Source organism: Streptomyces sp. enrichment culture (assembly GCF_964272855.1).
GTDB lineage: Bacteria > Actinomycetota > Actinomycetes > Streptomycetales > Streptomycetaceae > Streptomyces.
In genome coordinates, this window is the sequence record NZ_OZ186847.1 from 6,822,945 (window position 1) to 6,843,420 (window position 20,476).

At 69.6% G+C, this 20,476-nt stretch carries 18 protein-coding genes; 14 read left to right on the top strand and 4 right to left on the bottom strand.

Annotated features, from left to right (window positions below):
- The first annotated feature begins 63 nt into the window (after positions 1-63).
- The 3 genes from ACSU6L_RS30220 to ACSU6L_RS30230 all read left to right on the top strand — a co-directional run bounded on the left by ACSU6L_RS30220 (position 64) and on the right by ACSU6L_RS30230 (position 4,440).
- A complete protein-coding gene (locus ACSU6L_RS30220; protein WP_437061881.1) occupies positions 64-765 on the top strand; it encodes an HAD family hydrolase in 702 nt (233 codons plus the stop codon).
- 423 nt (positions 766-1,188) lie between these two features.
- The gene (locus tag ACSU6L_RS30225; protein WP_437061883.1) at positions 1,189-2,793 is read left to right on the top strand and encodes an ABC transporter substrate-binding protein; all 1,605 of its coding nucleotides are present in this window, start codon (positions 1,189-1,191) and stop codon (positions 2,791-2,793) included.
- 66 nt (positions 2,794-2,859) lie between these two features.
- Positions 2,860-4,440, top strand: coding sequence for an ABC transporter substrate-binding protein (locus ACSU6L_RS30230; RefSeq protein WP_437061885.1), 1,581 nt, complete (start codon positions 2,860-2,862; stop codon positions 4,438-4,440).
- 78 nt (positions 4,441-4,518) lie between these two features.
- Here the strand turns inward: ACSU6L_RS30230 and ACSU6L_RS30235 are convergent, their stop codons facing one another.
- Both ACSU6L_RS30235 and ACSU6L_RS30240 read right to left on the bottom strand, forming a co-directional pair.
- Positions 4,519-5,190 carry a response regulator gene (locus tag ACSU6L_RS30235; protein WP_437061887.1) on the bottom strand — a complete coding sequence of 224 codons (672 nt, stop codon included), beginning with the start codon at positions 5,188-5,190 and terminating at the stop codon, positions 4,519-4,521.
- A gap of 81 nt (positions 5,191-5,271) precedes the next feature.
- Positions 5,272-6,243 carry a RecB family exonuclease gene (locus ACSU6L_RS30240; RefSeq protein ID WP_437061889.1) on the bottom strand — a complete coding sequence of 324 codons (972 nt, stop codon included), beginning with the start codon at positions 6,241-6,243 and terminating at the stop codon, positions 5,272-5,274.
- Positions 6,244-6,417: 174 nt separating this feature from the next.
- On the opposite strand from ACSU6L_RS30240, the gene ACSU6L_RS30245 reads away from it, so the two are divergent.
- From ACSU6L_RS30245 to ACSU6L_RS30255, 3 genes are all read left to right on the top strand, one after another.
- Complete coding sequence (locus tag ACSU6L_RS30245; protein ID WP_437061891.1) at positions 6,418-8,055, top strand: site-2 protease family protein; 1,638 nt, start codon at positions 6,418-6,420, stop codon at positions 8,053-8,055.
- 59 nt (positions 8,056-8,114) lie between these two features.
- Positions 8,115-9,017, top strand: coding sequence for a tRNA (adenine-N1)-methyltransferase (locus ACSU6L_RS30250; protein ID WP_073942067.1), 903 nt, complete (start codon positions 8,115-8,117; stop codon positions 9,015-9,017).
- A 265-nt stretch (positions 9,018-9,282) separates the two neighbouring features.
- Positions 9,283-9,858, top strand: a complete 576-nt coding sequence (locus ACSU6L_RS30255) for a hypothetical protein (RefSeq protein WP_437061893.1) — start codon at positions 9,283-9,285, stop codon at positions 9,856-9,858.
- Between the two features lie 58 nt (positions 9,859-9,916).
- Here ACSU6L_RS30255 and ACSU6L_RS30260 read toward each other — a convergent pair whose 3' ends face one another.
- Positions 9,917-10,222, bottom strand: coding sequence for a ferredoxin (locus ACSU6L_RS30260; protein WP_073942065.1), 306 nt, complete (start codon positions 10,220-10,222; stop codon positions 9,917-9,919).
- 245 nt (positions 10,223-10,467) lie between these two features.
- Here ACSU6L_RS30260 and arc point away from each other — a divergent pair, with 245 nt between their 5' ends.
- The 6 genes from arc to prcA all read left to right on the top strand — a co-directional run bounded on the left by arc (position 10,468) and on the right by prcA (position 16,630).
- Entirely contained in the window at positions 10,468-12,234 is a 1,767-nt protein-coding gene (gene arc / locus ACSU6L_RS30265; RefSeq protein ID WP_073942063.1) for a proteasome ATPase, read from the top strand.
- Between the two features lie 233 nt (positions 12,235-12,467).
- A complete protein-coding gene (dop, locus tag ACSU6L_RS30270) occupies positions 12,468-13,979 on the top strand; it encodes a depupylase/deamidase Dop (protein ID WP_437061896.1) in 1,512 nt (503 codons plus the stop codon).
- A 169-nt stretch (positions 13,980-14,148) separates the two neighbouring features.
- Positions 14,149-14,367, top strand: a complete 219-nt coding sequence (locus ACSU6L_RS30275; protein ID WP_031486664.1) for a ubiquitin-like protein Pup — start codon at positions 14,149-14,151, stop codon at positions 14,365-14,367.
- Positions 14,368-14,409: 42 nt separating this feature from the next.
- Positions 14,410-15,015, top strand: a complete 606-nt coding sequence (locus ACSU6L_RS30280; protein ID WP_437061898.1) for an endonuclease VII domain-containing protein — start codon at positions 14,410-14,412, stop codon at positions 15,013-15,015.
- Positions 14,967-15,812 (top strand): proteasome subunit beta, encoded by an 846-nt coding sequence (gene prcB / locus ACSU6L_RS30285; RefSeq protein ID WP_437061900.1) that lies wholly within the window; start codon positions 14,967-14,969, stop codon positions 15,810-15,812. The genes ACSU6L_RS30280 and prcB overlap by 49 nt, the downstream gene beginning before the upstream one ends.
- Positions 15,813-15,871: 59 nt before the next feature.
- On the top strand, positions 15,872-16,630 hold the full coding sequence (prcA, locus tag ACSU6L_RS30290; RefSeq protein ID WP_437061902.1) for a proteasome subunit alpha: 759 nt from the start codon (positions 15,872-15,874) through the stop codon (positions 16,628-16,630).
- 67 nt (positions 16,631-16,697) lie between these two features.
- Here prcA and ACSU6L_RS30295 read toward each other — a convergent pair whose 3' ends face one another.
- The gene (locus tag ACSU6L_RS30295) at positions 16,698-17,714 is read right to left on the bottom strand and encodes a LacI family DNA-binding transcriptional regulator (protein ID WP_437061904.1); all 1,017 of its coding nucleotides are present in this window, start codon (positions 17,712-17,714) and stop codon (positions 16,698-16,700) included.
- A gap of 118 nt (positions 17,715-17,832) precedes the next feature.
- Between ACSU6L_RS30295 and ACSU6L_RS30300 the strand changes: the two genes are divergently transcribed.
- Positions 17,833-19,092: an MFS transporter gene (locus ACSU6L_RS30300; RefSeq protein WP_437061906.1), complete on the top strand. Its 1,260-nt coding sequence runs from the start codon at positions 17,833-17,835 to the stop codon at positions 19,090-19,092.
- A gap of 9 nt (positions 19,093-19,101) precedes the next feature.
- Positions 19,102-20,463 (top strand): Pup--protein ligase, encoded by a 1,362-nt coding sequence (gene pafA, locus ACSU6L_RS30305; RefSeq protein WP_073942056.1) that lies wholly within the window; start codon positions 19,102-19,104, stop codon positions 20,461-20,463.
- Positions 20,464-20,476: the final 13 nt, after the last annotated feature.

A 20,476-nucleotide genomic window follows, 5' to 3' on the forward strand; every position in this document is an offset into this window, starting at 1 on the left:
TCCACTGCAGGCCGGTTCCCCGCGCGGGAACCGGCCTGGTCGTCCCTCAAGGAGGTACGCCGGATGACGACCACCGTCCCCGCGCTCGGCACCCGTACGGCCGAAGGCTCCGCCCTGCAGGCCGTGCTCCTCGACATGGACGGCACCCTGGTGGACACCGAGGGCTTCTGGTGGGACGTCGAGGTCGAGGTCTTCGCCGGCCTCGGGCACGCCCTCGACGACTCCTGGCGCCATGTCGTCGTCGGTGGCCCCATGAGCCGCAGCGCGGGGTTCCTCATCGAGGCGACCGGCGCGGACATCACCCTCGCCGAACTGACCGTCCTGCTCAATCAGGGGTTCGAGGACCGCATCGACCGGGCGCTGCCGCTGATGCCGGGAGCCACCCGGCTGCTCACCGAACTGGCCGCGCACGAGATCCCCACGGCCCTGGTCTCCGCCTCCCACCGGCGCATCATCGACCGGGTGCTCACCACCCTCGGCCCCCAGCACTTCACCCTGACCGTCGCCGGTGACGAGGTGCCGCGCACCAAGCCGCACCCCGACCCGTATCTGCTGGCCGCCGCCGGACTCGGCGCCGAACCGTCCAGGTGCGCGGTCGTCGAGGACACGGCGACCGGTGTGGCCGCGGCCGAGGCCGCCGGCTGCCGGGTGGTCGCGGTGCCGTCCGTCGCGCCCATCGCCCCCGCCGCCCGGCGCACCGTGGTGACCTCTCTCGAAGAGGTCGACCTCGCTTTTCTGCGCGGCCTGATGACGGAAATGCCCTAGGTCTTCACCCACCGTGCAGCGGCGATAGCCCTCGAATTCACCGACGCACCCACAAGGGAATTCGAATCACTCCCCGTGGCCGAATTCCAGTGCGTCCCCTCCCCGTCGGGGGTGTGACGTTCGTCACGCCGGTGGGTCTCGACAGCCTGCCCAAGGGCTGCTCCTTGCCCCCTTCCTGCGGATTCCGCCGTGCCCTTGTGTCCCGATTGGTGAGACGCTGCACGAATCCTTCCCCTGTCGGGTTTTCGGTGCGTCCACGCCCGGTTTCGCTCCGTGATGGACGTTCAACTCCAGTGGCTGTCAACCCCCGTGCGGGCGCGCACTAATCTCGTCGCGAGAACATCACCCCCCTGCTCCCGTGATCCGCTGCGACACCCCCGCATGCCGGATACACGGACTCGACAGCTCTGGAGAAACTCGAGCATGAACCGCAAGACTTTGGTGCTGCCGGCCGTGGTCGGTCTGCTCGCACCCGCGCTGGCCGCCTGCGGCGGATCCGACAGCGGGAGCGACGGCGGGGACGCCATCGTCGTCGGCACCACCGACCGGTTCATAGCCTCGAAGGACGCCCCCGCACCCCTCGACCCCGCCTACGCCTACGACGTCGGCACCTGGAACGTCCTGCGCCAGACCGTGCAGACCCTGATGATCCAGCCCCGCGGCGAGGGCGAACCGATCCCCGAGGCCGCCGAGAGCTGCGGTTTCACCGACACGGGCAACGAACGCTACGTCTGCCGGCTCCGCGACGACCTGACCTTCGCGAACGGTGATCCCATCACCGCGGCCGACGTGAAGTACTCCATCGACCGCGCCCGCTCCATCAAGGCCGACAGCGGCGTCTTCGCCCTGCTGTCCACGATCGACACCGTCGAGACGCAGGGCGACCGCGAGGTCGTCTTCCACCTCAAGACCGCCGACGCGACCTTCCCGTTCAAGCTGTCCACCCCGGTCGCCGGCATCGTCAACCCCGACGACTACGCCAAGGACAAGCTGCGCGACGGCTTCGCCGTGGACGGCTCCGGCCCGTACACCCTGCAGGCCGAGGAGAAGGACGGCGAGCTGGTCAAGGCCGTGTTCACCAAGAACCCCGACTACAAGGGCACCTTGACGGTGAACAACGACAAGGTCGAGCTGGTCTCCTACACGGACGCCGCCGACATGGCCGACGCCGTCGAACAGGGCGACATCGACCTGATGACGCGCACCATGACGCCCGAGCAGATCGAGCAGCTGGCCGCCGACGCCCCCGAGGGCGTCGACCTCGTCGACATGCCCGGCCTGGAGATCCGCTACCTGGCCTTCAACACCGACGCCCCGGCCGTCCGCACCAAGGCCGTCCGCCAGGCCATGGCCCAGCTCGTCAACCGCGGTGAGATCGTCTCCGAGGTCTACGGCTCCCAGGCCGAACCGCTGTACTCGCTGGTCCCGGCCACCATCACCGGCCACTCCAACTCGTTCTTCAACCGCTACCAGGACCCCAGCGTCGCCAAGGCCCGCGGCATCCTCGCCAAGGCCGACATCACCACCCCGGTGAAGCTGACCCTGCACTACACGACCGACCACTACGGCTCGGCCACGAAGAAGGAGTTCGAGCTGTTGCGCGAGCAGCTCAACGACAGCGGCCTGTTCGACGTCGACATCAAGGGCACGCCCTGGTCGACGTTCCGCCCCGCCGAGCAGAAGGGCGAGTACGACGTCTACGGCATGGGCTGGTTCCCGGACTTCCCGGACGCCGACAACTACCTCGCGCCGTTCCTCGACAAGGACAACTTCCTCGGCTCGCCGTACGCCAACAGCCAGATCCGCAACAGCCTGATCCCGCAGTCCCGCCGCGAGGCCGACCGGCTCTCCGCCGCCGACAGCCTGACGCAGATCCAGGACATCGTCGCCGAGGACGTCCCCGTGCTGCCGCTGTGGCAGGGCAAGCAGTACGTCGCCGCCCGCGACGACATCACCGGGACCGCCTACGCGCTCAACTCCTCCTCGACCCTCCAGCTCTGGGAGCTCGGTCGCGGTGTGAGCGGCTGACACCACTTCACTCGTCGGGCGCCGCACGGTCGCCCAGGAACCAGAGAACGACGTAAGGCACACGCAGTGAACATGCGCAAGCAGTGGCCGGTCCTGCCCCTCGCCGCAGGTCTGGCCTCCGGCCTGCTGACCGGATGCGGGTCGGAAGACGGTGACGCCGGGGAGAGCGGCTCCTCCGTCGTCATGGGGATGTCCGACGACGTCCTGGCCACGGACCCCGCCTCCGGCTACGACCCCGGCTCCTGGCTGTTGTTCAACAACGTCTTCCAGTCACTGCTCGGCTTCCCCAACGGAGGCACCGAGCCGCAGCCCGAGGCGGCGGAGGAATGCACCTTCACCGACACCTCGACCAAGACGTACAAGTGCACGCTCAAGGACGGCCTGAAGTTCAGCAACGGTGACTCGCTCACCTCGAAGGACGTCAAGTTCTCCTTCGACCGCATGCTGAAGATCAACGACGCCGACGGCCCGGCGATCATGTTCCCGATGCTCGACTCGGTCGAGACGCCGGACGACAAGACCGTGGTCTTCAAGCTCAAGGTCGCCGACGCCACCTTCCCGAGCAAGATCGCCTCCGGCGCCGGCTCCATCGTCAACCACCGCTCCTACGACGCCGCCGGGCTCCGCGAGGACGGCGAAGCGGTCGGCTCCGGCCCCTACAAGCTGGACTCCTTCGACGACAGCCAGGCCGTCTTCTCCGTCAACGAGCACTACCAGGGCAACGCCGAGGTCAGCAACTCCGGCGTCACCCTCAAGTTCTTCCACGGCGACCGCACCGCGCTGAAGCAGGCCCTGCTCGACGACGAGATAGACATCGCCTACCGAGGCCTGAGCGCCGGCGACATCACCGACATCGAAAAGGCCGACTCCGACGCGGGAGTCGAGGTCGTCGAGGGCACCAGCGCCGAAGTCCAGCACCTCGTCTTCAACATGGACGACCCGGTCGCCGGAAAGCTCTCGGTCCGCAAGGCCATCGCCCACCTCATCGACCGCGACGCCCTCATCGACGAGGTCTACCAGGGCACCGCGACCCCGCTGTACTCGATCATCCCGGCCGGCATCACCGGCCACAACACGGCGTTCTTCGACACCTACGGCGCCAGCCCCTCCAAGGCCAAGGCCGCCGCCGCGCTGCGCGCCGACGGCATCGACGGCAAGGTGAAGCTCACCCTCTGGTCGACGCCGTCCCGCTACGGCCCCGCCACCGACCAGGAGTTGCAGGCCATCGCCGGCCAGCTCAACGCCAGCGGCCTGTTCGACGCCCGGGTGAAGTCCGTCGCCTTCGACCAGTACGAGAAGGACATCGAGGCCGGCAAGTACGGCGTCTACGTCAAGGGCTGGGTCCCCGACTACCCCGACGCCGACAACTTCACCGCCCCGTTCTTCGGCGAGGGCAACGTGCTCGGCAACAACTACGCCAACAACACCATCACCGGCACGCTCATCCCGCGAACCGCCGCCGAGTCCGACCGTGCGGTGACGGACAACGACTACGGCCGGCTGCAGGACATCGTCGCCGAGGAACTGCCCATGCTGCCCGTCTGGCAGGCCAAGCAGTACGCGGTCGCCCGCGAGGGCGTGTACGGCCTGGAGTACTGCCTGGACGCCTCCACGGTGTTCCGGTTCTGGGAGCTCAGCAAGAGCTGACCCCCGACACGACGAGGGGCGGCCCCTCCTCACCCCACGGGGAAGGAGGGACCGCCCCTTGTGCCGTTCCGTCAGGCCCTACTGCGCGCCCGGGCGCACCAGCCCGCTCTCGTACGCGTACACCGCGGCCTGCACCCGGTCGCGCAGCCCCAGCTTCGTCAGGACATGGCCGACATGCGTCTTCACGGTCGTCTCGCTGACGAACAGGTCGGCGGCGATCTCGGCGTTCGACAGACCGCGCGCGACCAGCTTCAGCACCTCCACCTCACGGTCGGTGAGGGTGTTCAGCGTGTCCGGCACCGGCTCGTCGCCCGACGGCAGGTGCGTGGCGTACTTGTCGAGCAGCCGACGCGTGATGCTCGGGGCAAGCATGGCCTCACCGCCGGCCACCACCCGGATCGCCTGCACCAGTTCGTGCGCGGGCGCGTCCTTCAGCAGGAAACCGCTCGCCCCCGCCCGCAGCGCCTCCACCACGTACTCGTCGAGGTCGAAGGTCGTCAGCACCAGCACCTTCGCCGGGCCGTCCCGCCCGGGACCGGTGATCTGCCGGGTGGCCTCCACGCCGTCCATCCGCGGCATGCGGATGTCCATCAGGACCACATCGGGTTGCAGGGCCCGCACCTGGTCGAGTGCCTGGAGGCCGTCCCCGGCCTCGCCGACGACCGCGATGTCCTGCTCCGCCTCCAGGATCATCCGGAAGCCCGTACGCAGCAGCGGCTGGTCGTCGACCAGTAGGACGCGGATGGCCACGTAAGTCTCCTTCGCTAGTCCGGGTCCATTCTGCCCTGCGCCTGCGCACCGCTCCGCGTCCGGGGCGCCCCGGACGGCGGCTCACCCCTCGCCGGAACCGGACGCCTTCACCGCCAGCGGATACGGCGGGGGAGTGCCGCCGAACTCCGGGCAGTGCGCCTGGTGATCACACCAGCCGCACAGCTTGGTGGGACGCGGCCGCCAGTCACCCGTCTCCGTCGCCAGCCGGATCGCGTCCCACAGCGCGAGCAGCTTGCGCTCCACGCGCTCCAGGTCGGCGAGGACCGGGTCGTACGTCAGCACGTCACCGCTGCCCAGATAGACCAGCTGGAGGCGGCGCGGGACGACCCCCTTCAGCCGCCACACGACCAGCGCGTAGAACTTCATCTGGAACAGCGCGCCCTCGGCGTACTCGGGACGCGGCGCCTTGCCCGTCTTGTAGTCGACGATCCGCACCTCGCCGGTCGGCGCGACGTCGACCCGGTCGATGATCCCGCGCAGCCGCAGCCCCGAGTCCAGCTCCGCCTCGACGAACAGCTCCCGCTCGGCCGGCTCCAGCCGGCTCGGGTCCTCCAGCGTGAACCAACGCTCCACCAGCTGCTCCGCCTCCCCGAGCCAGCGCGCCAGGCGGGCGCCCTCCGGGTCGTCGGCGAACAGCCCGGCCAGCTCCGGCTTCGACTCCCGCAGCCGGTCCCACTGGCCCGGGATCAGCGACTTGGCCCGCGGCGCGGTCCGCTCCCCGGCCGGCGCGTCGAACAGACGCTCCAGCACCGCGTGGACCAGGGTGCCCTTCGTCGCCGCCTCGCTGGGCTTCTCGGGCAGCCGGTCGATCACCCGGAACCGGTACAGCAGCGGACACTGCATGAAGTCACCCGCACGCGAGGGGGAGAGCGAGGCGGGCGGTATGGCCGCGGTCGCGGTGGCCTCGGTCTCCGGTGCGGTCACCGCCGTGGCCGTCGTCGCCGTCGCGGTCACCGCCTCGCCCGCCACGATCGTGGCCTCGGCCGTACCGTCGCTGCGGGCCTCCGTCGCGCCCTCGGTGCTCGTCTCCATGCCAACAGACCTTACGGCCCACCACTGACAGTGACCCCCTCCCGGTCGTGTGACCCTCGACCGCCGGGGCAACAGTGGGGTGCCGGGGCGGAAGGTGTCCCGGCGGACGCATACCATCGACCCGAGACCTTCCGCCCGGCAGGCGGGGGGCGACGCTTCGAACGAGGGGACACCGTGGACGAGAGCGGCGGGAGCGGGCAGCCGCGGTCGGGCGACGACAACCCGGCCGGACACCACGCAGCACCGACGAACCCGGCCTCCGACGCGACGACACCGCCGCGACAGCACCCCACGGCCGAGCCGCCCCACCCCGGCACCGAGAAGCCCGGCACCGAGAAGCACGAGGAGCCCGAGGCCGCGACCGCCGGTCCGGCTTCCGGCTCCGCCGAGGAGCCCGCCGACGCCTCCGACGACGCCGCCCGGGAAGCGGGCACCGGCGCCACAGCTCCCGACGCCGACGCCGACGCCGCTCCCGACACCGACGCCGACGCCGATACCGAGCAGCGTGCGCCCGCCGTCCGCGACCAGGCGACCGGCGGCGCGCGCCACGAAGACCTCCCCGTCGGCGGCCCCGACTTCGCCAAGGCCCCCGCACCCGCCGACGACCACGAGCGCGCCCACGCCCACTCCGGCGCCCACGGCCCCGCACCCGAGCGCCCCGAGCCCGGCGGCGGGCTGCTCATGGGCCGGCTGTTCGGCGTCCCGGTGTACGTCGCGCCCAGCTGGTTCCTCGTCGCCGCCCTGATCACCTGGGTCTTCGGCGGCCAGCTGGACCGCGTCCTGCCCGAGCTCGGCGCCGCCCGCTACCTGGTCTCCCTGTTCTTCGCGGTCGCCTTCTACGCCTCCGTCCTCGTCCACGAGCTGGCCCACACGGTCGCCGCGATCCGCTTCAAACTCCCGGTCCGCCGCATCCAGCTCCAGTTCTTCGGCGGCGTCTCGGAGATCGAGAAGGAGGCCGAGACCCCCGGCCGGGAGTTCGTGCTCGCCTTCGTCGGCCCACTGCTCTCCCTGGTCCTCGCCGGCGTCTTCTACGTCGCCATGCTGGCCGTCGAACCCGGCACGGTCCCCGGCGTCCTGCTGGCCGGCCTGATGATCTCCAACCTCATCGTGGCCGTCTTCAACCTCCTGCCCGGCCTCCCCCTGGACGGCGGCCGGATGCTCCGCGCCGTCGTCTGGAAGATCACCGGCAGACCGATGAGCGGCACCATCGCCGCCGCCTGGGTCGGCCGCGCCCTCGCCGTCTCCGTCCTGATCGGCCTGCCGCTGCTCACCCAGTCCGGCCTCCTCGGCTCCGACGCCGTCGACAACGTCGGCATGGACACCGTCATGGACGCCCTGCTCGCCGCGATCCTCGCCGCGATCATCTGGACCGGCGCCGGCAACAGCCTCCGCGTCGCCCGGCTCCGCGAACACCTCCCCGAACTGCGCGCCCGCACCCTCACCCGCCGCGCGGTGCCCGTCCCGACCGACACCCCCCTCTCCGAGGCCCTGCGCCGCGCCAACGAGGCCGGCGCCCGCGCCCTGGTCGTCGTCGACGCCGACGGCACCCCGATCTCCCTGGTCCGCGAGGCCGCCATCGTCGGCGTCCCCGAGCACCGCCGCCCCTGGGTCGCCGTCAGCGGCCTCGCCCAGGAACTCACCGACGGCATGCGGGTCTCCGCCGAGCTGGCCGGCGAGGACCTGCTGGAGGCACTGCGCGCCCACCCGGCCACCGAGTACCTGGTGGTCGAGGGGACCGGCGAGATCTACGGCGTCCTCTCCGCCGCCGACGTCGAGCGCGCCTTCGTCAAGGCCATGGCCAGGCCCTCCTAGCCGACGGCCGGGCCCACCTCGTGGTCCGCGCCCCCCGCAAACCCCGGTAGTCTGTTCACATGTCCGAACCGACCGGTGCCGCCCGCCGCCGCGGGCCCTTCAAGGTCGGGGACCAGGTACAGCTGACCGACCCCAAGGGCCGCCACTACACGTTCACGCTCGAGGCCGGGAAGAACTTCCACACCCACAAGGGTTCCTTCCCGCACGACGAGCTGATCGGCGCTCCCGAGGGCAGCGTTGTCCGTACGACGGGGAACGTCGCCTATCTCGCGCTGCGCCCCCTGCTCCCCGACTACGTCCTCTCCATGCCCCGCGGGGCAGCAGTCGTCTACCCGAAGGACGCGGGGCAGATCCTCGCCTTCGCCGACATCTTCCCCGGCGCCCGCGTCGTGGAGGCCGGCGTCGGCTCCGGCTCGCTCAGCAGCTTCCTGCTGCGGGCCATCGGCGACCAGGGCATGCTGCACTCCTACGAGCGCCGCGAGGACTTCGCCGAGATCGCCAAGCAGAACGTGGAGCGCTACTTCGGCGGCCCGCACCCCGCCTGGCAGCTCACCGTCGGCGACCTCCAGGACAACCTGAGCGACACCGACGTCGACCGCGTCATCCTCGACATGCTCGCCCCCTGGGAGTGCCTGGAGGCCGTCTCCAAGGCACTGGTCCCGGGCGGCATCCTGTGCTGCTACGTCGCGACCACCACCCAGCTCGCCCGGACCGTGGAGTCCATCCGCGAGATCGGCTGCTTCAACGAGCCGACCGCCTGGGAGACGATGATCCGCAACTGGCACATCGAGGGCCTGGCGGTGCGCCCGGACCACCGGATGATCGGCCACACCGGCTTCCTCCTCACCGCCCGCCGCCTCGCGGACGGCGTCGAGCCGCCCATGCGCCGCCGCCGCCCCGCCAAGGGCGCCTACGGCGAGGACTACACCGGCCCCAACGCCGACGGCGGCATCGGCCGCTGACGCGCGGGCACCGGCCGCCCGGGCGGCCCCGTGCCGCGTACAACGTCCCGGCGCCGTGCCCGAGTTCCCGCGCCCCGCGCGGAACTCGGCCACGGCGCCGCGCTGTTGACGCCCCTCGGCGCTTTTCAGCGCCCCCGGGGCCCCGCAGAGCCCCTGGTCCCGCGACGACCGCCACCAGGCCCGGACCCCGCGGTTCCCCCGCCCTGTGAGGTGTGGCAGCATGCAGGCCACCCCACCGGCACAGCTCTCACAGGAGACACTCCTAGTGCAGCAATCCGCGGTCCCGGAACTGGCACACACCCGCACCCGTCCCATCCACTGGCTGGCCACCGCCACCGCGCTCGCCGGTGTCGTGGCCCTCTCCTCGTTCCTCCAGCCGGACGCCGCCACCGCCGCCCAGAAACCGGGCCTCGGCACGCAGTCGGCCCCCGTGGCCGCCGCGCCCGCCACGGACGGCGTGAAGTTCCCCCTCGAATGCGGGCCCGTGCAAGCCGTCGTGGAACGCGAGGCGACCGGGGACCTCGACGGCGACGGCCGGCCGGAGACGGTCGCCGTGGTGCACTGCGACGCCGGTATCAGCACCCCGCCCGACGGCGTGTACGTCCTCACCCGCGGCGCGGACGACGCCCACACGCGCGTGGTGGCCACCCTCGTCGACCCCAAGGACCGCTACACGGTCAAGGACTTCGCCGTACGCGACGGCGAAGTCCTCACGACCCTGCTCGGCTACTCGACCCCCGACGTGCCCACCTGCTGCCCGGACGTCGAGGAGAACGCGAAGTGGCGGTGGAAGAACGGCTCGTTCGTCCGCTCGTCACCCGTGGAGGCCCGCAGCGTCTGACGCACGCCACCAAATGGTGTGAGAAATCAGACAGTCGTAACGCAGGGTGCTTATTCAGTCACTCTGCGTCCGGTCCATAGACCTCGACGCTGTCCGAAACCCGACGTACGTGGATGCACTCGCCGGGACACTCCTTCGCCGAGTCGATCACATCCGTGAGGAGCGGCAGCGGCACGGGCGTTGTGGCGCCCGGCGCCTGAAGCAGCTCCTCGTCGGCGCCCTTCACATAGGCCAGACCGTCGATGTCCAGCTCGAACACCTCGGGCGCGTACTGAGCGCAGATGCCGTCGCCGGTACAGAGATCCTGATCGATCCAGACCTCCAGCGCCTCGCCGACGACTCCGGCCTCCTGCTGCACGGTCATCTCTCCTGCCGTTTTCTGCGCCGAGCCATACGGGAATCCGGCCAGCTCTGGCGGGTGTTGAACGCTTCGACCCTACCTCTGGTCGCTTTCCAATCGCGTTCGGTGGGTATTCCCCTGGCGTGAGGGAGAGCGCAAGGGTGAAGATCGGACACACCCCGACAGTCTTTGTGATCTAGGGGTTTCAATCGACACCCACCCAGGTAGGGTCTGGAAGCGTCCAGCTCCCCTTGGAGGAGGTGAGGACCGTGGCAGCCCACGACGACGACATGAACCGCGGCATCCGCCCGGGACGCGGGTCCGACGACCCGGCCGGGCAGATCGCCTACCTTGAGCAGGAGATCGCCGTCCTGCGACGCAAGCTCGCCGACTCTCCGCGACACACGAGGATTCTCGAAGAGCGGATCGTCGAGCTGCAGACCAACCTGGCCGGCGTGTCCGCCCAGAACGAGCGACTTGCCAACACGCTCCGTGAGGCCCGCGACCAGATCGTGGCCCTCAAGGAAGAGGTCGACCGGCTCGCACAGCCGCCGGCCGGCTTCGGTGTCTTCCTCGCGGCGAACGAGGACGGCACGGCCGACATCTTCACCGGAGGCCGCAAACTCCGCGTGAACGTCAGCCCCAGCGTCGAGGTCGAAGAACTCCGGCGCGGCCAGGAAGTAATGCTCAACGAAGCGCTCAACGTGGTCGAAGCCATGGAGTTCGAGCGCGTCGGGGACATCGTCACCCTCAAGGAGATCCTCGAGGACGGCGAGCGCGCCCTGGTGCTCGGGCACACCGACGAGGAACGGGTGGTACGGCTCGCCGAGCCGCTGCTGGACGTCACCATCCGCCCCGGCGACGCCCTCCTGCTCGAACCCCGCTCCGGCTACGTCTACGAGGTCGTCCCCAAGAGCGAGGTCGAGGAACTCGTCCTCGAAGAGGTCCCCGACATCGGCTACGAGCAGATCGGCGGCCTCGGCAACCAGATCGAAGCCATCCGCGACGCGGTCGAGCTCCCGTACCTCTACCCCGACCTGTTCAAGGAGCACGAACTGCGGCCGCCCAAGGGCGTCCTGCTCTACGGGCCCCCCGGATGCGGCAAGACGCTCATCGCCAAGGCCGTCGCCAACTCGCTGGCCAAGAAGGTCGCCGAGGTCACCGGCCAGGCCGCCGGCAAGAGCTTCTTCCTCAACATCAAGGGTCCCGAGCTTCTCAACAAGTACGTCGGCGAGACCGAGCGGCAGATCCGCCTGGTCTTCCAGCGAGCCCGCGAGAAGGCCAGCGAGGGCACCCCCGTCATCGTCTTCTTCGACGAGATGGAATCCCTCTTCCGCACCCGCGGCTCCGGCGTCAGCTCGGACGTGGAGAACACCATCGTCCCGCAGCTGCTCGCCGAGATCGACGGCGTGGAAGGCCTGCAGAACGTGGTCGTGATCGGCGCCTCCAACCGCGAGGACATGATCGACCCCGCGATCCTGCGACCCGGCCGGCTCGACGTCAAGATCAAGATCGAACGTCCGGACGCCGAAGCGGCCAAGGACATCTTCGGCAAGTACCTCACAGAACGCCTCCCGCTGCACGCCGAGGACCTCGGCGAGCACGGCAGCGACAAGGCCGCATGCGTCCAGGCCATGATCCAGACGGCAGTGGAACACATGTACGCCGAATCCGAGGAGAACCGCTTCCTCGAGGTCACCTACGCCAACGGCGACAAGGAAGTCCTCTACTTCAAGGACTTCAACTCCGGCGCCATGATCGAGAACATCGTCGGCCGCGCCAAGAAAATGGCGATCAAGGACTTCCTCGAGCACAACCAAAAGGGCCTCCGCGTCTCCCACCTCCTCCAGGCATGCGTGGACGAGTTCAAGGAGAACGAGGACCTGCCGAACACCACCAACCCGGACGACTGGGCCCGGATCTCCGGAAAGAAGGGCGAGCGGATCGTCTACATCCGCACCCTCATCACCGGAAAGCAGGGCGCGGACACCGGACGCTCCATCGACACGGTGGCGAACACCGGACAGTACCTGTAAAACACAGGGCGGCTGCGGGTGCCCTTTCCGGGTACCCGCAGCCGACTGTTTTTCCGGCCACGGCTGGAGCAGGCAATGACGCAAATGATCTCCACACCGGCGCAAAGGCGTTCTAGGCTCTTCCGTACCGCCGAGTCGCGCAGTGCGGGGACGGGCACCGCACACGCGACAGAGCACCAGCGGTATCTGAGCGGAGCCCACGACCGAGGGCTACGCCGGGCAAGGAGGGCCGCATGACCGTACGGCGAGTAATGGGCATCGAGACGGAGTACGGGATCTCCGTCCCCGGCCACCCCAACGCCAATGCCATGCTCACCTCGTCCCAGATCGTCAACGCCTACGCGGCGGCGATGCACCGGGCCCGCCGGGCCCGCTGGGACTTCGAGGAGGAGAATCCGCTGCGCGACGCGCGGGGCTTCGACCTCGCCCGCGAGGCCGCCGACTCCAGCCAGCTCACCGACGAGGACATCGGCCTCGCCAATGTCATCCTCACCAACGGCGCACGGCTCTACGTCGACCACGCACACCCGGAGTACAGCGCGCCCGAGGTCACCAACCCCCGCGACGCCGTCCTCTGGGACAAGGCCGGCGAGCGGATCATGGCCGAGGCCGCCGAACGGGCCGCTCAGCTGCCCGGGGCCCAGCCCATCCACCTCTACAAGAACAACACCGACAACAAGGGCGCCTCCTACGGCACGCACGAGAACTACCTGATGAAGCGGGAGACCCCCTTCTCGGACATCGTGCGCCACCTGACGCCCTTCTTCGTCTCCCGCCAGGTCTTCGCCGGCGCCGGCCGCGTCGGCATCGGCCAGGACGGCCACGAACACGGTTTCCAGCTCAGCCAGCGCGCGGACTACTTCGAGGTCGAGGTCGGCCTCGAGACCACCCTCAAGCGCCCCATCATCAACACCCGCGACGAGCCGCACGCGGACGCGGAGAAATACCGCCGCCTCCACGTGATCATCGGCGACGCGAACCTCTCCGAGATCTCGACGTACCTCAAGCTGGGCACCACCGCCCTGGTCCTGTCCATGATCGAGGACGGCTTCATCGCGGTGGACCTGGCCGTGGACCAGCCCGTCCGCACCCTGCACCAGGTGTCGCACGACCCCTCCCTCAAGCGCCTCATCACGCTCCGCAGCGGCCGCACGCTCACCGCGGTCCAGCTCCAGATGGAGTACTACGAGCTGTCGCGCAAATACGTGGAGGAACGCTTCGGAGCCGACGCCGACGCGCAGACCAAGGACGTCCTGTCCCGCTGGGAGGACACCCTCAACCGGCTCGAACACGACCCCATGAGCCTGGCCGGCGAACTGGACTGGGTCGCCAAGCGCGAGCTCATGGAGGGCTACCGCCGCCGCGACAACCTCGACTGGGACGCCGCGAGGCTCCACCTCGTCGACCTCCAGTACGCCGACGTACGCCCCGAGAAGGGCCTCTACAACCGCCTCGCGGCCCGCGGGCGCATGAAGCGGCTGCTGGACGACGCGGAGGTCGAGCGGGCCAAGCAGAAGCCGCCGGAGGACACCCGCGCCTACTTCCGCGGGCGCTGCCTGGAGCAGTACGCGGACGACGTCGCGGCGGCCTCCTGGGACTCGGTGATCTTCGACCTCCCGGGCCGGGACTCGCTGCAGCGCGTCCCAACCCTGGAACCGCTTCGCGGAACGCGTAATCACGTCAAGGAGCTCCTGGACCGCTGCCGCACCGCCGAGGACCTGGTCAGGGTGCTCTCCGGCGGCTGAGCGGGTACCCGGGAAGTGCCGCCCGGGCAGGGTGGAAACCACCGTGTCCGGGAATCATCGAGGTGGGCCCCGTACGTTGGAGAAACTGCGGGGCCATTGTCAGACCCGGCGAGTAGGGTCTGATCTTGACCGAGCAACTGTGTCGGGCGAACCGAGCGGGGTGAGGGTTATGGCGACCAAGGACACCGGCGGCGGACAGCAGAAGGCCACCCGGTCGACCGAGGAGGTCGAGGAGCAGGCGGCGGAGGCGCAGGCTTCGGAGGACCTCAAGGAGCGTCACGAGAAGCTGAGCGACGACGTGGACTCGGTTCTGGACGAGATCGACGACGTACTCGAGGAAAACGCCGAGGATTTCGTGCGCTCCTTCGTGCAAAAGGGTGGCGAGTAAAGGCGCTCGGACTCACTTGCCTTTGAAGTGAAGGTACGGGGGATGGGTGAGGAGACGCCCGGGAAACGGTGCACGGGCTGCGGGCGGTGTTTGCAGCCGACCGCGTTCGCACGGGACAGGAACCGGAGCGACGGCCTTCAGGTGCGGTGCCGGGAGTGCGTGGCGCAGTACAGCGCAGCGCACTACCGGCGCCGCCGGGAGGCCATGGGCAAGCCGGTCCGTACGAAGGTCGATGTGCCGCCCGGCCACAAGCTCTGCCGCTCATGCGGCGAAGTCAAGCCGCACAGCGAGTGGCACCGCAACGCGTCCGCATCGGACGGCCTGCCGACCCGCTGCAAGACCTGCCGGGCGGTGCAAGGGCGGCAAGATCATCTGAAGCGTCAGTACGGCATCACCGAAGCCGAACGCGACGCGCTGATCGACAGCCAAGGGGGCATCTGCTGCATATGTCTTTCCGCCCCCGCCGCGCATGTGGATCACTGCCATGAGACGGGTAGGGTCCGTGGCGTACTGTGCTTCAGCTGCAACGCCGCGCTGGGGCAGTTCAAGGATCGGCCCGATGCCATAAGGCGGGCTGCTGCTTACGTGGAAGGAATCGCGTGGAAGCCAACACTCGTAGCACCGGGCGTCTACCAGCTGCCTTCCTGACGCCTGGATCTTCTTCTTTCATGGACTTCCTGTCGGACCACCAGCCCGAGCTGCTGCCCGGCAACCGGCAACTCCCGCCCACGCAGGGCGTGGTCGAGGCCCCGCACGGCACGACGATCGTGGCCGTGACGTTCCCCGGCGGTGTCGTGCTCGCCGGTGACCGCCGGGCCACGATGGGCAACGTCATCGCGCAGCGGGACATCGAGAAGGTCTTCCCGGCGGACGAGTACTCGGCCGTCGGCATCGCCGGCACGGCCGGTCTGGCCGTCGAGATGGTGAAGCTGTTCCAGCTGGAGCTGGAGCACTTCGAGAAGGTGGAGGGTGCCCAGCTCTCACTGGAGGGCAAGGCGAACCGGTTGTCGACGATGATCCGTTCGAACCTGGGCATGGCCATGCAGGGTCTGGCCGTGGTGCCGCTCTTCGCCGGTTACGACCTGGACCGCGACAAGGGCCGCATCTTCTCGTACGACGTGACGGGCGGCCGTTCCGAGGAGCAGGGGTACGCGGCCACCGGCTCCGGTTCGATCTTCGCGCGCGGTGCGATGAAGAAGCTCTTCCGTGAGGACCTGACCGAGGAGCAGGCCACGACGCTCGTGGTGCAGGCTCTGTACGACGCGGCAGACGACGACTCGGCGACCGGTGGTCCCGATGTCGCCCGCCGGATCTACCCGATCGTCACCGTGATCACCGAGGACGGCTTCCGCCGGCTCACCGAGGACGAGTCCTCGCAGATCGCCCGCTCGGTGCTGGAGCGGCGTCTGGAGCAGCCCGACGGTCCGCGGGCCGCGCTGCTCTGAGCGCGGGCGCTGTTGTTGTAGGTGATCCAGTGACTTCCACAGAAAGGGACGGATAACCGGTGTCGACGCCGTTCTATGTCTCACCTCAGCAGGCCATGGCCGACCGGGCCGAGTACGCCCGCAAGGGCATCGCGCGCGGCCGGAGTCTGGTCGTGCTGCAGTACGCCGACGGCATCGTGTTCGTCGGTGAGAACCCGTCCCGCGCGCTGCACAAGTTCAGCGAGATCTACGACCGGATCGGTTTCGCGGCGGCCGGCAAGTACAACGAGTACGAGAACCTGCGGATCGGCGGCGTGCGCTACGCCGATCTGCGTGGCTACACGTACGACCGGGGCGATGTCACCGCGCGGGGTCTGGCGAACGTGTACGCGCAGACGCTGGGCACGATCTTCTCGAGTGTCGGTGAGAAGCCGTACGAGGTGGAGCTGGTGGTCGCCGAGGTCGGTGAGACGCCGGAGTCCGACCAGATCTATCGGCTGCCGCACGACGGTTCGATCGTGGACGAGCACGGTTCGGTCGCGGTGGGTGGCAACGCGGAGCTGATCAGCAACTATCTGGATCAGCGTCATCAGGACGGTATGACCCTCTCGGAGGCGTTGAAGCTGGCCGTGCAGGCGTTGTCCCGCGAGTCGAACGGCACGCAGCGGGAGATCCCCGCCGAGCGCCTGGAGGTCGCGGTGCTGGACCGTACGCGTCCGCAGAAGCGCAAGTTCAAGCGGATCACCAGCCGGCAGCTGTCGCGGCTGCTGGCGGACGACGCCGCCGCGAGGTCGGAGGGCGAGTCGGCCGAGTCGGCCGAGGGCTCCGAGGAGGAGTAGTCGCCTCCGGCTCCGCCTTGTCTCCGTGAGTGTGCCCCGGCCTTTCGAGGTCCGGGGCACGCGGCGTTCAGGGGGCCGGTGGCGGCGCCGTGGAGCCCCGTACGACCAACTCGACCGGGATGTCGCCGCGGGCGGGCGTGCGGCCCTCCAGGACGGCCAGCAGGGCCTTCATGCCGCGCTCGCCGAAGAGCTCGGCGTCGAGTCGCACGGTGGTGAGTTCGGGGTCGATGGCGGTGGCCAGGGCGAGGTCGTCGAGGCCGGTGACGGAGATGTCGTCGGGGATGCGCAGGCCGAGTCGCCGGGCGGCCTTGTAGGCGCCGGCGGCGAGTTTGTCGTCGTCGCAGATGATCGCGGTGGGGCGGGGGCCGGGGCCGGTGAGCGCGGTCTCGGCGGCGGTCAGGGCGTCGTCGATGTGGATGGGCGCGGGTGCGGTGCGCAGGGTCGTGCCGGGGACGGTGCCGAGCCGTGCGGCGAGTTCGCGGGCGCGTACCTCGAAGGTCCAGGAGGGGACGTCGGCGGCCAGGTGCAGGAAGCGGCGGTGGCCGAGGTCGAGCAGGTGTTCGGTGATCTGTCGGATGCCGTCGGCGATGTCGAGGTTGACGGTGGCGGCGCCGAGGCTGCCGTCGGGGTCGCTGTCGAGCATCACGAGGGGGAGCTGGTCGCCGCGGATGGCGGTGAGGGCGTCGGCGGCCATGGAGGAGGCGATGACGCCGTCGAGGGCGGCCTGGGCGGAGGCGAAGGGGTCGCGGGCGGGGCCGATGCCTTCGGGGGAGGGGTAGAGGACGACGCCGAAGCCGTGGGCGGCGGCGACGCGGGCGGCGCCGGTGTAGACGCCGGCGAAGAACTCGGTGGTCAGGGCGGGGACGACGAGCAGTACGGTGCGGGTGCGGCCGAGGCGGAGGTTGCGGGCGGCGAGGTTGGGCCGGTAGCCGAGGTCGCGTGCGGCGCGGCGGACGCGTTCGGCGGTGGTCTCGGAGACGCGGCCGCGCCACTTCTCGCCGAGCACCAGCGACACGGCGGCCTGGGAGACGCCGGCGGCTTCGGCGACGTCGCGGCTCGTGGGGCGGGTGCTGGCTCGTGCCACCGGCGGCTGCTCCTCGGTCGGGGTCGCGCCCGGGCTCGGCCTGGACGGGTGAACAGCGCACATGGTACGTATGACGGAGGAAGTTATACGTAAAACCTCAAGCCGGAGGGCGGGGCACATGGCCGCGGGGTACCTGGAGATCCTCAGGGCGAGGCACGCCGCCCGCCTGCTGGTGGGCACGCTGGTGGGCCGGCTGCCGAACGCCACGGCCGCGATCGCGATCGTGCTGTTCGTCCGCGCGGAGGGCGGTTCGTACAGCCTCGCCGGGGCGCTGGCCGCCGTGTACGGCGTCGCCAACGCGGTGGGGCAGCCGCTGCTCGGCCGCCTGGTGGACCTGCACGGCCAGCCGCGTGTGCAGCTGCCCGCGGCCGTCCTGTCGGCGCTGGCGATGGCCGTCTTCGCGCTCGCGGGCACCGAGCCGCCGGCGCTGTCGTACGCCGCCGTGGCCGCGGCCGGGCTGTTCACCCCGCCGCTGGAGGGCGGTCTGCGGGCCCTGTGGCCGTCGGTGCTGCGCAAGGAGGGCCAGGTGCACACCGCGTACGCGATGGACGCGGTGGCGCAGGAGGTGATGTTCACGGTCGGCCCGCTGCTGGTCACCCTCTGCACGGCCCTGTGGTCCGCGCAGGCGGCCCTGCTGGTGCTGAACGTGATCGGTGTGCTCGGTGCCCTGTCCGTCGTGGTGTCGCCGCCCTCGCGCGCGTGGCGGTCGGCTCCGCGCGAGGCGCACTGGCTGGGCGCGCTGCGCTCGCCGGGACTGATCGCCCTGCTCGGCGCGTTCCTCTTCGTGGGTGTGGCGCTCGGTTCGATCACGGTCGCGGCGGTGTCGTACGCGGACGACCACGGCGGTGACGCGGTCTACGGCTGGCTGATGGCGGCCCTGGGGCTGGGCGCGCTGGTCGGTGGCGCGGTGTACGGGGCGCGGCAGTGGGCCGGTGCGCCGGAGCGGCGACTGCGGGTGCTGGTGGGTCTTCTGGCGGTGTGTTACCTGCCGCTGATGCTGATGCCGGGCGCGGTGGCGATGACGGCGCTGACGGCCCTCTCCGGGGTGTTCCTGGCGCCCGCGATCGCGTGCGCGTTCGTCATCGTGGACCGGCACGCGCCGAGGGGGACGGTGACGGAGGCGTTCTCGTGGCTGGTGACGACGTTCACGGTGGGTGCGTCGGTCGGTACGGGCCTGGCGGGTCCGGTCGTGGAGTGGGGCGGGGCGCTGTGGGGATTCGCCCTGCCGGGTGCCGCCGGGGGTGTGTCGCTGCTGGTTCTTCTGGCCACGGGTCGGGTACTCGCAGCTCCCGCGCGGACCGCGGTCGTTGCGTCTTCATCGGAAAATGATCCAAATCGTGCTGTCGAACCCCGTTTCAGTTCAGGGGATCGGGCGTAATGTTCACTCATGGACCGCCGCATTTTCGGGCTGGAGAACGAGTACGGCGTCACGTGCACGTTCAGGGGACAGCGCCGTCTGTCGCCTGACGAGGTGGCGCGGTACCTCTTCCGCCGTGTCGTGTCATGGGGCCGAAGCAGCAATGTCTTTCTGCGGAACGGCGCCCGCCTCTATCTCGACGTGGGATCGCATCCGGAATATGCCACACCCGAATGCGACAATGTGATCGAACTGGTCACCCACGACAAGGCCGGCGAGCGCATTCTCGAAGGACTCCTGGTGGACGCGGAGCGACGCCTGCACGAGGAGGGAATCGCGGGCGACGTCTACCTCTTCAAGAACAACACCGACTCGGCGGGCAACTCCTACGGCTGCCACGAGAACTATCTGGTGGCCCGGCACGGGGAGTTCTCGCGGCTCGCGGACATCCTCATCCCGTTCCTGGTCACCCGGCAGCTGCTGTGCGGCGCGGGGAAGGTGCTGCAGACGCCGCGCGGTGCGGTGTACTGCGTGAGCCAGCGGGCCGAGCACATCTGGGAGGGCGTCTCGTCGGCGACGACCCGTTCCCGGCCGATCATCAACACGCGCGACGAGCCGCACGCGGACGCCGAGCGCTACCGCCGCCTGCACGTCATCGTGGGCGACTCGAACATGTCCGAGACGACCATGCTGCTGAAGGTGGGCGCCACGGACCTGGTGCTGCGCATGATCGAGGCGGGCACGGTGATGCGTGACCTGACCCTGGAGAACCCGATCCGGGCGATCCGTGAGGTCAGCCACGACATCACGGGTCGCCGCAAGGTGCGCCTGGCCAGCGGCCGGGAGGCGTCGGCTCTGGAGGTGCAGCGCGAGTACTACGAGAAGGCGCTGGACTTCTGCGAGCGGCGCGGCATCCGCACCGGCACGGTGGAGCAGGTCCTGGAGCTGTGGGGCCGCACGCTCGACGCGATCGAGACGGAGGACCTCGACCGGATCGACACCGAGATCGACTGGGTCATGAAGTACAAGCTCATCGAGCGGTACCGGGCCAAGCACAACATGACGATGTCGCATCCGCGGGTCGCGCAGATAGACCTCGCGTACCACGACATCCACCGTCGTCGGGGCCTGTACTACCTGCTGGAGAAGAAGGGTCAAGCCGCGCGGATCTGCAACGACTTGAAGATCTTCGAGGGAAAGTCGGTTCCGCCGCAGACGACTCGGGCGCGGCTGCGCGGTGACTTCATCCGGCGGGCGCAGGAGCAGCGCCGGGACTTCACGGTCGACTGGGTGCATCTGAAGCTCAACGACCAGGCGCAGCGCACCGTGTTGTGCAAGGACCCGTTCCGTTCGGTGGACGACCGGGTGGAGAAGCTGATCGCCGGAATGTGAGTCGGCGGGTTTC